Source organism: Hydrogenophaga sp. 5NK40-0174 (assembly GCF_040372165.1).
Taxonomy (GTDB): domain Bacteria; phylum Pseudomonadota; class Gammaproteobacteria; order Burkholderiales; family Burkholderiaceae_C; genus Hydrogenophaga.
Genome location: NZ_BAABWG010000001.1, coordinates 992,360 through 1,005,320, shown reverse-complemented (window position 1 = coordinate 1,005,320; position 12,961 = coordinate 992,360). Strand labels below are relative to the sequence as shown.

At 61.2% G+C, this 12,961-nt stretch carries 9 protein-coding genes; 6 read left to right on the top strand and 3 right to left on the bottom strand.

Features of this window, described 5'->3' with window-relative positions:
• Both ABWV89_RS04635 and ligA read left to right on the top strand, forming a co-directional pair.
• Positions 1-1,296 carry a cell division protein FtsZ gene (locus ABWV89_RS04635; RefSeq protein WP_353394732.1) on the top strand — a complete coding sequence of 432 codons (1,296 nt, stop codon included), beginning with the start codon at positions 1-3 and terminating at the stop codon, positions 1,294-1,296.
• Positions 1,297-1,363: 67 nt separating this feature from the next.
• Positions 1,364-3,475 carry an NAD-dependent DNA ligase LigA gene (gene ligA, locus ABWV89_RS04630; RefSeq protein ID WP_353394730.1) on the top strand — a complete coding sequence of 704 codons (2,112 nt, stop codon included), beginning with the start codon at positions 1,364-1,366 and terminating at the stop codon, positions 3,473-3,475.
• A gap of 36 nt (positions 3,476-3,511) precedes the next feature.
• Here ligA and ABWV89_RS04625 read toward each other — a convergent pair whose 3' ends face one another.
• The 3 genes from ABWV89_RS04625 to ABWV89_RS04615 all read right to left on the bottom strand — a co-directional run bounded on the left by ABWV89_RS04625 (position 3,512) and on the right by ABWV89_RS04615 (position 6,333).
• On the bottom strand, positions 3,512-4,459 hold the full coding sequence (locus ABWV89_RS04625; protein ID WP_353394728.1) for an FHA domain-containing protein: 948 nt from the start codon (positions 4,457-4,459) through the stop codon (positions 3,512-3,514).
• The gene (locus ABWV89_RS04620) at positions 4,456-5,841 is read right to left on the bottom strand and encodes a S1 family peptidase (RefSeq protein ID WP_353394726.1); all 1,386 of its coding nucleotides are present in this window, start codon (positions 5,839-5,841) and stop codon (positions 4,456-4,458) included. Before ABWV89_RS04620 ends, ABWV89_RS04625 begins: the two co-directional genes overlap by 4 nt.
• Before the next feature lie 120 nt (positions 5,842-5,961).
• Positions 5,962-6,333 (bottom strand): hypothetical protein, encoded by a 372-nt coding sequence (locus ABWV89_RS04615; protein WP_353394723.1) that lies wholly within the window; start codon positions 6,331-6,333, stop codon positions 5,962-5,964.
• Positions 6,334-6,486: 153 nt separating this feature from the next.
• On the opposite strand from ABWV89_RS04615, the gene def reads away from it, so the two are divergent.
• The 4 genes from def (at position 6,487) to ABWV89_RS04595 (ending at position 12,891) form a co-directional block, all read left to right on the top strand.
• A complete protein-coding gene (gene def / locus ABWV89_RS04610; protein WP_353394720.1) occupies positions 6,487-7,032 on the top strand; it encodes a peptide deformylase in 546 nt (181 codons plus the stop codon).
• 64 nt (positions 7,033-7,096) lie between these two features.
• Positions 7,097-8,533, top strand: coding sequence for an efflux transporter outer membrane subunit (locus ABWV89_RS04605; protein WP_353394718.1), 1,437 nt, complete (start codon positions 7,097-7,099; stop codon positions 8,531-8,533).
• Positions 8,530-9,702 (top strand): efflux RND transporter periplasmic adaptor subunit, encoded by a 1,173-nt coding sequence (locus ABWV89_RS04600; protein ID WP_353394716.1) that lies wholly within the window; start codon positions 8,530-8,532, stop codon positions 9,700-9,702. The genes ABWV89_RS04605 and ABWV89_RS04600 overlap by 4 nt, the downstream gene beginning before the upstream one ends.
• Positions 9,703-9,738: 36 nt before the next feature.
• Positions 9,739-12,891, top strand: a complete 3,153-nt coding sequence (locus ABWV89_RS04595) for an efflux RND transporter permease subunit (protein ID WP_353394714.1) — start codon at positions 9,739-9,741, stop codon at positions 12,889-12,891.
• Positions 12,892-12,961: the final 70 nt, after the last annotated feature.

Below are 12,961 nucleotides of genomic sequence, written 5' to 3'. Positions count from 1 at the left end.
ATGAATTCATTTGTCGTCAGCCTCGGCATTGCAGGAGGTTTGATTCTCGCCGGCGTAGTGGCCTACAACGCCTGGCTGACAAGTCGCAACGCGCCGCGCACGGCTCGTGAAGAGCCAGAAACCGATGAGTCAGCTGCGTCTGCCGCGGCACCCATGGCCGGTTCGACGCAAGACTCGCTTGCGCCTGCCGACTATCACGAGCGCATAGAACCGGTACTGGGTGACATGCCTGCCGGGCAGGAGGAGCAGCGCAGCGACCCTGTGATGACAATGGATCAGTCCAGCAGCGAAGCTTCGCTGACCGCATTGGATCACATGCCTCAGCCAAACCAGCGCAACGCACCAGTGCGTGAGGCCACTGCTGAGGACGCGGCAGAAAGGCCCTCTGGGCAACGCGTCGCCGCCGAACCTGCCCAGGAGGCCGGCAAGCAAGCCGGCCGTGTGGCCGTGACGCTGAACACCGTGGTGGAATCTCGCCCGGGACTGGATGCACTGATCGACTCGATCACGCCGCTGCAGCTGGATGCGCCCGTTTCTGGCGAAGCCGTGCTCGCGGCCTACCCCAGTACACGGCGTGTCGGGAGCAAGGCTTTTGCCATTGAGGGCCAGAAGGCGCCGGGCACCGATTGGGTAAGCCCCAAACCAGGCGAGCGCTACGTCGCGCTGCAAGCGGGGGTGCAGCTGGCAAACCGTTCCGGTGCGCTCAATGACATCGAGTTCTCCGAATATGTCATGAAGACACAGGCATTTGCCGATGCGGTCAATGCAGCGCCCGATTTCCCGGACATGCGCGGCGAGGTCGCTCGTGCCCGGGAACTGGATGCTTTTGCCAGCGGCCATGATGCGCAGTTGAGCATCACCCTGAGGGCCCGGCGGGCAGCCTGGAGCCCAGGCTACGTTCAGCAACATGCGGCCAAACTTGGCTTTGTGGCCGGTGCCTTGCCTGGCCGGATGGTGCTGGCCGGCAGTACGCCAGGGGCCGCGCCTATTCTGGTTCTCGGTTTTGATCCCCAGGCAGCCATGGCTGAAGACCCCGAGCAGAGTGCGCTTCGCGAGATCCGGCTGTCGCTGGAGCTGACGCATGTGCCACGGGAAGACCAGCCGTTCGGCAAACTGCGTCAGGCGTCGACAGCGCTGGCAGAGGAGATGGACGGTATTGTGTCGGACGATGCCGGACAGGTACTCACTGCCGAGACCATGGACGGCATCGGAGCCGACGTCGAGAATCTGTACGAGGCGCTGGAGGACCGGGACCTCGCCGCGGGCAGCCCGCAGGCCCGCCGGCTGTTCTCCTGAAAGGCACGTGCACCGGGTAGGCAGGCCATTTGGCCTGGTGCCGGGACAGCCTCAACTTTGCAATCACATGAGCACCCAAGACATGTTCGCCGAGCCGGAAAATGGCCAGGACGGCGCAGCTCAACGAGCCATTGAGCTGCGTGATGAGCTCAATCATCACGCCTACCTTTACTACACGCTTGATGCGCCGGTCCTGCCCGATGCGGAATACGACAAGCTCTTCCAGGAGCTGGTGGCTCTGGAAAAGGCCAACCCGGCGCTGAGATCTGCAGATTCACCTACTCAAAGAGTGGGCGCGAAAGCGCTGGACGGGTTCGAGACGGTCAGGCACGCGGTGCCCATGCTCAGTATCAGAACCGAGACCGATACCGAACCCTCTGGCGCGGAGAATTTTGATACCCGGATCAGACGAGAGCTGGAGCTGGCGCCTGAGCAGCCCGAGCTGGAGTATGTGTGCGAGTTGAAATTCGACGGTCTGGCCATGAGTCTTCGCTATGAAGACGGTGTGCTTGTACAGGCTGCAACGCGCGGAGATGGTGAAGTGGGCGAGGACGTGACCGAGAACATTCGCACCATTGGCCAGATTCCGCTGAGACTCAAAGGCGATGCGCCGCCCGTGCTGGAGGTGCGCGGCGAGGTGTACATGCGCAGGGATGATTTCGAGTCGCTCAACGAGCGCCAGCGCGCCAGAATCGCGGCAGGGGAAAAGGGCGAGAAGACCTTTGTCAACCCGCGCAATGCAGCAGCAGGGGCGGTTCGGCAACTCGATTCCGCCATTGCGGCGCAGCGGCCCCTGAGCTTCTTTGCCTACGGCGTTGGGGACGTCACCGCGCCAGGTGAGGGTTGGCAGCCATTCGAGACCCACTACGAGCTGCTGATGCGCTTGCGGGAATGGGGCTTGCCCGTGGCAAAAGAAACCGCTGTGGTCAAAGGCGCGCGGGGACTGATCGATTTTCACCAGTCCATCGGTGCGCAGCGAGACGACTTGCCATTTGACATCGATGGCGTGGTCTACAAGGTCAACTCCCTGAGCCTCCAGCGCCGCCTGGGGTTTGTGACACGCGAACCGAGGTGGGCGGTAGCCCACAAGTACCCTGCGCAGGAGCAGCTCACCACCGTGGAGGCCATCGACGTGCAGGTCGGACGCACTGGAAAGCTCACCCCGGTGGCGAAGCTGGCACCGGTGTTCGTCGGAGGCGTCACGGTCACGAACGCCACCTTGCACAATGAGGACGAAGCGCGGCGCAAAGACGTCCGCGTGGGCGATACCGTTGTCGTGCGTCGCGCCGGGGACGTGATCCCTGAAGTGGTTTCGACCTTGCCAGAAAAGCGTCAGCCGGGGGCGGAGGTCTTCTCGATGCCACGCCATTGCCCGATTTGCGGCAGTGATGCTGTCAGAGAAGAAGGCGAGGCAGATTTCCGCTGTACTGGTGGTCTTTTCTGTCCTGCTCAGCGCAAACAGTCGATTTTGCATTTCGCGCAGCGTCGGGCCATGGACGTTGAAGGGCTTGGCGACAAACTGGTCGAGCAGCTCGTGGATGCCGGTGTGGTCAAGACACTGGCCGATTTGTACCGCCTCGGACTGAGTTCACTGGTTGCATTGGAGCGCATGGCCGAAAAGTCTGCGCAGAACGTGCTCGATGGTCTCGAAAAGTCCAAGTCCACGACACTGCCCCGCTTCTTGTTCGGTCTGGGCATCCGGCACGTGGGAGAAGCCACTGCCAAAGATCTGGCCCGCCATTTCGGCACGCTGGACGCGGTCATGCAGGCGGATGAGGAAGCGCTGCTTGCCGTTGCAGATGTCGGACCGGTGGTGGCAGCCAGCGTCCATACTTTCTTCGCTCAGGCGCACAACCGGGAAGTGGTGGAGCAGCTGGTTGCATGCGGCGTTCACTGGCCAGAGGAAGCTGTTGATCACGATGCGCCGAAGCCCCTGGCTGGTCTCACTGTCGTGCTGACCGGCACCTTGCCGACCATGGGCAGGGACGAGGCCAAAGCCATGCTGGAGGCGGCAGGCGCCAAGGTGAGTGGCTCGGTGAGCAAGAAAACTGCGTACGTGGTGGCTGGCGCAGAGGCGGGCAGCAAGCTCGACAAGGCTCAGGCGCTGGGCATCACCGTGCTCGATGAAGAGGGAATGAAGGCCTTGCTCGCCACCTCAAGCCCACCGATGGGCGAGTGAGCTCACCGCCCCATCGACTGGCCCGGACTCGAAGCATCAGGGCCGCTTCTTGTCGGCCATGCGCTGCTTGTCGTTGGCGACCTTCTCTCGCAATGCAGACCATTGCCCTTCATAGGTTTCGACGCTGACCGGCTCGGCGACGCGCAATTCTGGATAGGAGATCACTTCCACGGCATCGATGCGTGTGAGGCGACCGTCCTTCATCCAGAGCTGCAGCGGCGGAATGGCGATCGCGCCAGCGGCGACCAGCGTGACAACCCACCTCGTGACCTTCCAGTGGCGCGGGTCGGCCATGTGCAGGTTCGCAGCGACCGCAAAGGCGAGAATGACAATGGCCACTTGAACAGTGATCTGCTTGGGCCAGACCCAGCCAAACGAAAACGCCAGCGTGTCGAGGACGGCGCCGATGGCGTACATGGCCAGCGTGGCGCAGCAAACGATGAGCAGATGGCTGTTGAACTTCGAGGCACCTCTGAGCAGGCGGCCGAGCAAGGCGAAAAAGCCCGCCCAGATCCCAAGAACCAGTGCGCCCGCACTGAGATCCACAAGGTATTCAGGTGCATCTTGTCCAACGGCTCCAACCCACTGGTCCCAGGCAAATGTTGCCATGCATGCCGCCAGTGCAATCGCGGCCCAGAGCCAGCCCCAGGGGTTGGGAAGAGGGCGCTCGTCAGCCAGGGCCCACTGGGTGGACCGCACGCGCAACTGCGTATGGCCGAGACGGATCGGCCTGGCATCTTCGATACGCCAGAAGCGATAACGCTTGCCTTTGACATCCCGGATGCCATTGACGGTATCCAGATCGCGGATCAGGACCTTGCCATCCTCGTCAAGCGTGACACTGGCGTGGTGAGCGGCAACGTATGGATCGTCGACGACGAGATCACACTCGGGTGATCGACCGACGGTCAGCGGCTTTGCACCGAGCGCGCTTCTGGTGGCGACTGTGCCGTCTCTGTGCAGAATTTCAACAAACCAGCTCACGGCAACCTCCGCAGAAATTGATCACCCAGCCGGCGAGCGTTGTCGAAGCTGAATCCACTCATGGTCATCTGGCTGTAGAGCCTTTCACTGGTGCTGTCGACCTGGGTGGCGCGAATGCTGAAATTGAAGATGCCAGGAAACTCTCGATAGGTCTGGAGGCAGGAGGATACCCTGTAGACCCTGGACTTGCCCTGCAAATAGTCCGAGTGACACCGGTCAGGAGTGAGCTCGTCCTGGGCGACGTACGTATTGCGTGAGCTGTTGTAGCCGCTCACCTCCAGAAACTGGGGTGTTGCGAGCGTCTGGTTGCGAATGAGGACATGCGAAATGTTCAGAGAGCCGGTGTACATCCGGCGTGAGACATACACCTCGTCGTTGAGGGCGCACTGAATGCGGTCTTCAAGATAGCGGCTTCCCGGCTCATTGTCGCCATTGGCCCAGCACCGCGTGATGGCGCTGTCCAGCGTCATGACTTCCCGGCCCTCAATGCGCTGGGTGGAGAAGCCGGGCAGCTTGGCCGCTTGTGCGGCCGCAGAAGCATCAGGGCCAAGCAAGGCCTGCGTGAGAAACCCCTGGTGAGCGACCAACTGCTGGCCAATCTCTTTCTGCCAGTCAGAGGGTTTGGTGCTCGTCCAGGCTCGTTCGAGCAGTGGTCTCAGGTATCGCACCGGGACCAGAAAGCTCAGCAAGTCCCCGTCGCGGCGGGTCGCCACATTGACGCCGACCACCTCGCCTGTGCTGTCCAGCGCCGGACCGCCACTCATGCCAGGATTGAGGGCGCCGGAAAACAGCATTTGTTCGTAGAGCCGGTTTTCCACCGCACCGTTGTAAATGCCATCCGATATGAGGAAGCCGAGCTCCAGCGGGTTTCCCAGTGAATAGACGCTGGTGCCTTGCGCGATGGGTGTCGAGCGAATCTCTAGCGTAGGCCACTTTCTCTGCGGCGTGCTGGAGCTGGTGCGCAGGACGGCAAGGTCGTGAATGACATCGATGGCCACGAGCGTGGCGGGTGCCCGTGTCTGGTCAGTGCCTCTGAGCTCTATCTGATAGGCGTGCGGCTGCAATGCCAATTCTGAAACAACATGGTAGTTGGTCACCACCCACGCACTGCCATCACTCTCGGTACGCACCACGAACCCTGAGCCGATGGACGATTGCTCGTTGGCCGATTTCAGCAAGAGTCTGACCTGAACGATGGCGTCCTTGGACCGCTCGAACAGGTCACGGGCGGAGGGCGAAGGCGGGGGAAGCGGTGGTTCCTCCTGTACCGGGGCTGGCTGCTCTGGGGCCGGTGTGTTGTCTTCTTGTGCCCAGCTCAGGGGTGTGAGTGCACAGGCAGCCAGCAGCATGGCAGCCAGTCTCCCTTGGGGTGTTGTTCTCATGTGTGTTGACGTTGCTGGCGCTAAGGCCAGCTGGCGGCCCTTCCTGCCGCCGCTCCCGGTTCTGCCCAGCCATGGGCCAATGAAGAAAGAACTGATCAGTGCATTCCTGATGGATCCATGCTACTTGAACTTGTAGTGATCTCGGTTCAGAACGCCGGCCACTGCGTTGACATCCTCTGGCCAAAGCTGCAGATTGAGTGTCGAATTGCATTGCTCCACCATGCCGCGCAAAAGGGGAGCCGAGTTGATGCGGCCATCGGGGCGGTAGATGGCCGCTCCATCGCCATTCATCTTGCGTGCATGGCACTCAGTGCATTGGTGCTGTTTGATCAGCGTCTCTCCGTGAACATAGTCGGCCGGACTGAGGTCTTTGAAGATCTCGGCACCCTGGGCCGAGGCATGACCGGCAGCCATCGACATGCACATGGCCATGGCAGCAGGAGCAAGAGCCTTTGCACAGCTGCCCATGCGAGTGGGGTTGATGTGTTGCATACGCGCCCTCCATGAAACGGATTGATATCGGACTGACATATTTCGAAACACAGATGAGCCAAAATCAGCAGCTGTCACGCTGACAGGTTTCCTCATCAGCCCTGAGCTTACACCCCTCGATCGGGGAAGTCACGGCCCTTTCTACGCTCAACAATGGCAGTCAAGACCATACTCAAGATGGGTGATCCGCGGTTATTGCGGATTGCCCGCCCGGTGACAGAATTTGATGCAGGCCTGCAAGACCTGCTGCAGGACATGCTCGATACGATGCGGGCGGCTGATGGCGCAGGCTTGGCTGCCCCCCAGATTGGCGTCGATCTCCGCGTTGTCATCTTTGGCTCGGGACAACCCAATCCGCGCTACCCCGAGGCACCGGTCATCGAGAGGACGGTGCTCGTCAACCCGGAGGTCGAAGTGCTGGACAGAACCCAGGAGTCAGGCTGGGAAGGGTGCCTGTCCGTGCCGGGCCTGCGGGGATCGGTCCCACGGTACTTGCGGGTACGTTATCGGGCTCAGGATGCGCAAGGCGCCTGGTTCGAGCGAGAGGCGCAAGGCTTTCACGCTCGCGTGGTTCAGCACGAATGCGATCACCTGGACGGAGTTCTCTACCCGGCGCGGATGCAGGACATGCGGCAATGGGGCTTCACGGACGCATTGCCGGAAGGTTTGTCCGGGCAAGATCAGCTGACAGGACGTTGACAGTAGCTTGATGCTACCGTCAACGGTTTTCTCCAATGCAAATAGAAACGGTTTGAGGTTTGCCATGAAGGCAGGATTTGTCACGATGCGCCGGGCCACGTTGGTCGCCGGGATGGCACTGCTGATTGCCGGCTGTGCCAGTCCAGGCATTCCAGTGATTGAAGAGGCCACGCCAGCTGGCTGGCATGCGCCAGTGTTCGCACACCAGGGCGACAACGCACAGCTTCAGAACTGGTGGGGTCAGTTCAATGACCCCGCGCTCAATCAGGTGCTCTCGGCTGCACAGGCGGCCAGTCCTGACATTGCGACCGCACGCAGCCGCGTTTTTGAAGCGCGTGTGGCTGCCGCAGCCAGTCGCGACGAGCTTTACCCTCGCGTTGGCCTGTCTGCATCGGCCCTGCGCGGCGTGCCCGATCCGACCACCCCACTGAATACGACGGTGAGCGCAGGACTGCAGGCACGCTGGGTGCTGGACCTGATGGGCGGACGCTCTGCTTCCGCTCGGCAGGCCAATGCGCAGGCGGACCAGACGCTGGCAGGCTGGCATGAAGCTCGCGTGCTGGTGGCGGCACAGGCCGCCAGAAGCTATTTTGGCTATCGTGTGTGCCAGGAGCAGTTGTCGGTGGCCGGCGCCGATCGTGATTCACGCACGGCGACAGCGCAAAGCAGTGAAATCACGGAGAAGGCAGGCCTCACCGCACCTGCCGTCGCTGCTCTGGCACGCGCCAGTAGATCGGAGGGCATCGCTCGCTACGCCTTGCAGGCAGCGACGTGTGAAGCGCAGGTCAAGGCCATGGTGGCGATGACGGGCATGGCCGAAACTGACCTGAGGGCATTGCTTTCCCAGGAAACCGCCTGGCCTGATCCCGCCGCTGTGCAGGGAGCACTGGCGGTCACGGAGGTCCCCGCCTCTGTGTTGAGGCAGCGGCCTGACATCTTCCGAGCGCAACGCAGCCTGATGGCGGCGGCCGATGGCGTGAACGTATCCAGGGCTGCCTTGTGGCCCAGCATCAGCCTGTCCGGCAGTGCATTGCGCAATCGCACGAGTGTGGACGGCGTGAGCCTGAACTACAACACCTGGACGGTGGGCCCGATTCAGCTGGAAATTCCGTTGCTCGGACGCTCGGCATTGCACGCGGATGTTCGGGCATCGAAAGCGAAATATGAGGCCGCGGCCTCGGCATATGCCGGCGCACTTCGCCAGGCTGTGGCCGAGGTGGAGCAGTCGCTCGTCACACTGGACAGCCTGAACGAACGCAGCGAGCAAACACAGGTGTCTTTCGAAGGCTATGCACAGTCCTTCAATGGTACCGAAGCCAGGTACAGCGTCGGACTGGCGAGCCTGTCCGACCTGGAAGAAGCCCGCCGCTTGCGCCTGGCGTCTGCAAGCGCCGTGGTCGGTCTCCGACTTGAACGCATCAACGCATGGATCGACCTCTATGTCGCCCTCGGCGGCGGCTTTGATCCAGAACACATCGAATCGCCGAAAGATCCAACATGAGAAGCGTCAAAGAAACTTCAGTCCGTCAACTCCCTCATCTGAGCATGGTCGCCAAAGCAGCGGCACTGAGCCTGGTGCTGGTTCTCGCTGCATGTTCAGGCGGCGAGGAAGCGCCTGCCAAGACCAGCGATGCAGCCAGCCAGGAATCGTCGGCACAGCCAGGTAAGGGGGCACAGGCCCAGCAGAAAGCCAAGGCGGCGATGACGGTCAGCATTGAAGAGCCGACTTCGGCCAAGCTGCAAGTGCAGGTGGAAGCCAATGGTGACGTTGCTGCATGGCAGGAAGCCAGTGTGGGGGCTGAGCTCTCTGGCCTGAGGCTGGCATCGGTCAATGTCAACGTGGGTGATGTGGTCAGGAAAGGGCAGGTGCTCGCTCAGCTGGCTGGCGCCACCACCAAGGCAGAAAACCTGCAGAGCAAGGCAGCATTGATGCAGGCCAAGGCCAGCCTGGACAATGCAAAGGCCGATGCCGACCGTGTGCGATCCATTGCCGACTCGGGGGCTCTGTCTGCCTCCCAGATCGCGCAGTACCTGACCCAGGAGAAGGTGGCACAGTCACAGTTCGAAGCCGCCAAGGCCGCTTACGACGCTGCGCAGGTTCGGCTCGGTAATACACAAGTCCGTTCTCCCGATGATGGCGTCATATCCGCACGCCCGGCGACGGTCGGCGCTGTGGTGGGCGCTGGTCAGGAGCTGTTCCGGCTGATTCGCCAGGGGCGTGTGGAATGGCGAGCCGAAGTCACGCCAGATGAAATTGGTCAGATCGAGGCAGGCCAGATCACCAAAGTCACAGGCGCCGACGGAAGGGAAGTGGAAGGCAAGGTCCGGGCCATCGCACCGGCGGCCGATACCAAGACCCGCAACATCACGGTGTATGTGGACCTGCCGACCGACAGCGGCCTCAAGGCAGGTACGTTTGCCCGCGGCCTGTTCCAGGTGGGGGAAACCCAGGCCTTGACGGTCGACAGCCAGGCCGTGGTGATGCGGGACGGTACCGCTTTCGTCTTCGTGGTGAACGAAGAAAACCAGGCACAGCAGCGCAAGGTTCGAACCGGGCGCCACAGTGGTGTTCGGGTGGAGATCATCGACGGGCTCAAGCCGGGTGAGCGAGTGGCCGTGCAAGGTGCAGGCTTCCTCAATGACGGTGACCAGGTCAAGGTCGTTCAGTAATCGCGAAACACCGGTTCTTTCAAGGGAACAACCACTATGAACGTCTCGTCCTGGTCCATCCGAAATCCGATTCCCACCGTCATGATCTTCGTGATGCTGACGCTGGTCGGTCTGTTCTCCTTCTCAACGATGAAGGTGCAGAACTTTCCCGATCTGGATGTGCCCAACATCACCGTTGTCGCCACATTGCCCGGTGCTTCGCCGAACCAGCTGGAAAACGATGTTGCGCGCAAGATTGAAAACAGCCTGGCTGCGCTTCAGGGGCTCAAACACATCTACACCAAGATTCAGGACGGTGTGGTGACGCTCACCGCCGAATTCCGGATCGAGAAAGACACGCAGGAAGCGCTGGACGATGTTCGGTCCGCCGTGGCCAAGATCCGCGGAGACTTGCCGACGGACCTGAATGAGCCCATCGTCAACAAGATTGAGCTCGCCGGTGGTCCGGTGCTGGCGTACACGGTCAGTTCGGAGCGCATGGATGACGAAGCCATCTCCTGGTTTGTCGACAATGACATCGCCAAGCTGCTTCTTTCGGTGCGCGGCGTCGGCGCCGTCAACCGTGTGGGCGGTGTAGACAGGGAAGTCCAGATCCTGCTCGATCCCCTGAAGCTGCAGGCTCTGGGCGCGACGGCAGCTGACATTTCGCGTCAGCTGGCCCGTGTCCAGATCGAAAGTGCGGGCGGACGTGCCGACCTGGGTGGCAGTCAGCAGCCACTGAGAACCCTGTCTGCCATGCAGTCGGCTCAGGATATCGCTGCCATGCAGGTGGCACTTCCGGATGGGCGCAGCATCCGGCTCGATCAGGTTGCAGACGTCAGGGATACCATCGCCGAGCCGACCGCAGCAGCTTTCCTCGATGGCAAGCCGGTAGTGGGCTTTGAGGTGGCGCGAAGCCGTGGTGCCAGTGAGGTCGAAGTCGGTCATGGGGTTCGCGAAAAGCTCAGAGAGCTGCAGGCCTCCCGTTCCGATCTGAAAATCACCGAATCCTTCGATTTCGTGACACCAGTGGAGGAGGATTTCAACGCCTCCATGACGCTGCTGTACGAAGGTGCATTGCTCGCCGTTCTGGTGGTCTGGCTGTTCCTGCGTGATCTTCGTGCCACCATTGTTTCGGCGGTGGCCTTGCCTTTGTCGGCCATTCCGGCTTTTATTGGCATGCAGTACATGGGGTTCTCCATCAACGTGGTGACCTTGTTGGCCATGTCGCTGGTGATCGGTATCCTGGTTGACGATGCCATTGTGGAGGTGGAGAACATTGTCCGCCACATGCGCATGGGCAAGTCGCCCTACCAGGCCGCGATGGAGGCTGCAGATGAAATCGGTATGGCCGTCATCGCCACCACATTCAGTCTGATCGCGGTGTTCCTGCCGACAGCATTCATGGCAGGCATCCCGGGCAAGTTCTTCAAGCAGTTTGGCTGGACAGCCTCGCTGGCCGTGTTTGCATCACTGGTCGTGGCCCGCATGCTGACGCCCATGATGGCGGCCTACATGCTCAAACCTTTCGTGACCGAAAAGGATGAACCAGGCTGGGCTCGCAACAACAGGCTGCTCAATGCCTTGTGGCGCTGGGGAACCAACCAGGATGAGCCGGGCTGGATCCACACCTACGTGAAATGGGCCGCCTGGTGCATCAAGCACAGGTGGATGACGCTGCTTGGGGCGATTGCATTCTTCGCTGTTTCCATCTTCGGCATTGCTCCTTTGCTGCCCCAGGGGTTCATCCCGGCTGACGACAACTCTCAGACGCAGGTTTACATGGAGCTGCCGCCAGGCTCCACTCTGGCGCAGACCGTCAAGGCGGCCGAGCAGGCGCGCCAGCTGGTAACAGGAGTCAATCACGTCGAAAGCGTATACACGACGATTGGTTCCGGCGCTGCAGGAAGCGATCCGTTTGCGCCGCAAGGGGCCGCTGAGTCCCGCAAGGCCGCATTGACGATTCAGCTGGCCACACGGGGTGAGCGTCCCCGCAAGCAGGTGATCGAAAACGACATCCGGGCCGTGATGGCCAACTTGCCAGGTGCCCGCTTCAAGGTGGGGCTGGGTGGCTCTGGCGAGAAGTACATCCTGACCATTACTGGCAATGACCCTGCTGCCTTGCAGATAGCGGCGCGCGCCATCGAAAAAGACTTGCGCACCATCGATGGGGTGGGCAGCATCCAGTCGACAGCCGCACTGGTTCGCACGGAGATCTACGTCAAACCGGATCTTGCCCGCGCGGCAGATCTGGGCGTGACCAGTGCAGCCATTGCCGACACCTTGCGTGTGGCGACAGTGGGCGACTATGACGCCGCCTTGCCCAAGCTGAACCTCCCGCAGCGGCAGATTCCGATCGTCGTCAAGCTCGATCCAAAGGCAAGGGAAGACCTCGACGTTCTGCGTCGACTGGCCGTGCCCGGCACCAAGGGGCCGGTGATGCTGGGTCAGGTAGCGGATCTCTCTTTTGGCGGCGGCCCTGCGGTTATCGACCGGTACGACCGGTCACGAAACATCAACTTCGAAGTTGAGCTGGCGGGTATCGCGCTGGGTGATCTCAAACTCCAGGTCGAGCAGTTGTCTTCCATCAAGAACCTGCCCGCGGGTGTCTCCGTCAGGGAAGTGGGTGATGCGGAAGTTCAGGGTGAGCTCTTTGCCAGCTTTGGCCTGGCCATGATCACTGGCGTTCTGTGCATCTATATCGTGCTCGTTCTGCTGTTCAAGGCGTTCTTGCAACCGTTTACCATCCTGGCGGCGTTGCCGCTCTCTCTGGGAGGAGCCTTCGTCTCTCTGCTGGCAGTCAACATGGCGTTTTCGATGCCATCCCTGATCGGACTGGTGATGCTGATGGGTGTTGCGACCAAAAACTCGATTCTGCTGGTGGAGTACGCCATCGAGGCCCGGCGGGAGCACGACATGAGCCGCTTTGATGCGATCATTGATGCCTGTCGCAAGCGGGCCCGCCCCATCATCATGACGACCATCGCCATGTCGGCAGGCATGCTGCCCATTGCGGCGGGCTGGAGTTCTGCTGACAGCAGTTTCCGCGCGCCCATGGCTGTGGCCGTCATTGGGGGGCTCATGACCTCTACATTCCTGAGTCTTCTGGTCATCCCCGCCGTCTACACGATGGTGGATGATCTGGGCGACTTCTTTGCCCGTCTGTGGCGCCGGCCCAAGCCAGCAGCACAGCAGGTCGTCGCGGTGTAAGAGGGCGCAGACAATGTGAGCTGAATGAGAAAAGGGGCAGCCCAGGGCTGCCCCTTCTTCTTGTGTCTGG

What these genes read in the sequence shown, in the direction of transcription:
- ABWV89_RS04635 (WP_353394732.1), top strand. Translation starts at nt 1, where the DNA reads ATGAATTCATTTGTCGTCAGCCTCGGCATTGCAGGAGGTTTGATTCTC.
- ligA (WP_353394730.1), top strand. Translation starts at nt 1,364, where the DNA reads ATGAGCACCCAAGACATGTTCGCCGAGCCGGAAAATGGCCAGGACGGC.
- ABWV89_RS04620 (WP_353394726.1), bottom strand. Translation starts at nt 5,841, where the DNA reads ATGAGAACAACACCCCAAGGGAGACTGGCTGCCATGCTGCTGGCTGCC.
- ABWV89_RS04615 (WP_353394723.1), bottom strand. Translation starts at nt 6,333, where the DNA reads ATGCAACACATCAACCCCACTCGCATGGGCAGCTGTGCAAAGGCTCTT.
- def (WP_353394720.1), top strand. Translation starts at nt 6,487, where the DNA reads ATGGCAGTCAAGACCATACTCAAGATGGGTGATCCGCGGTTATTGCGG.
- ABWV89_RS04605 (WP_353394718.1), top strand. Translation starts at nt 7,097, where the DNA reads ATGAAGGCAGGATTTGTCACGATGCGCCGGGCCACGTTGGTCGCCGGG.
- ABWV89_RS04600 (WP_353394716.1), top strand. Translation starts at nt 8,530, where the DNA reads ATGAGAAGCGTCAAAGAAACTTCAGTCCGTCAACTCCCTCATCTGAGC.
- ABWV89_RS04595 (WP_353394714.1), top strand. Translation starts at nt 9,739, where the DNA reads ATGAACGTCTCGTCCTGGTCCATCCGAAATCCGATTCCCACCGTCATG.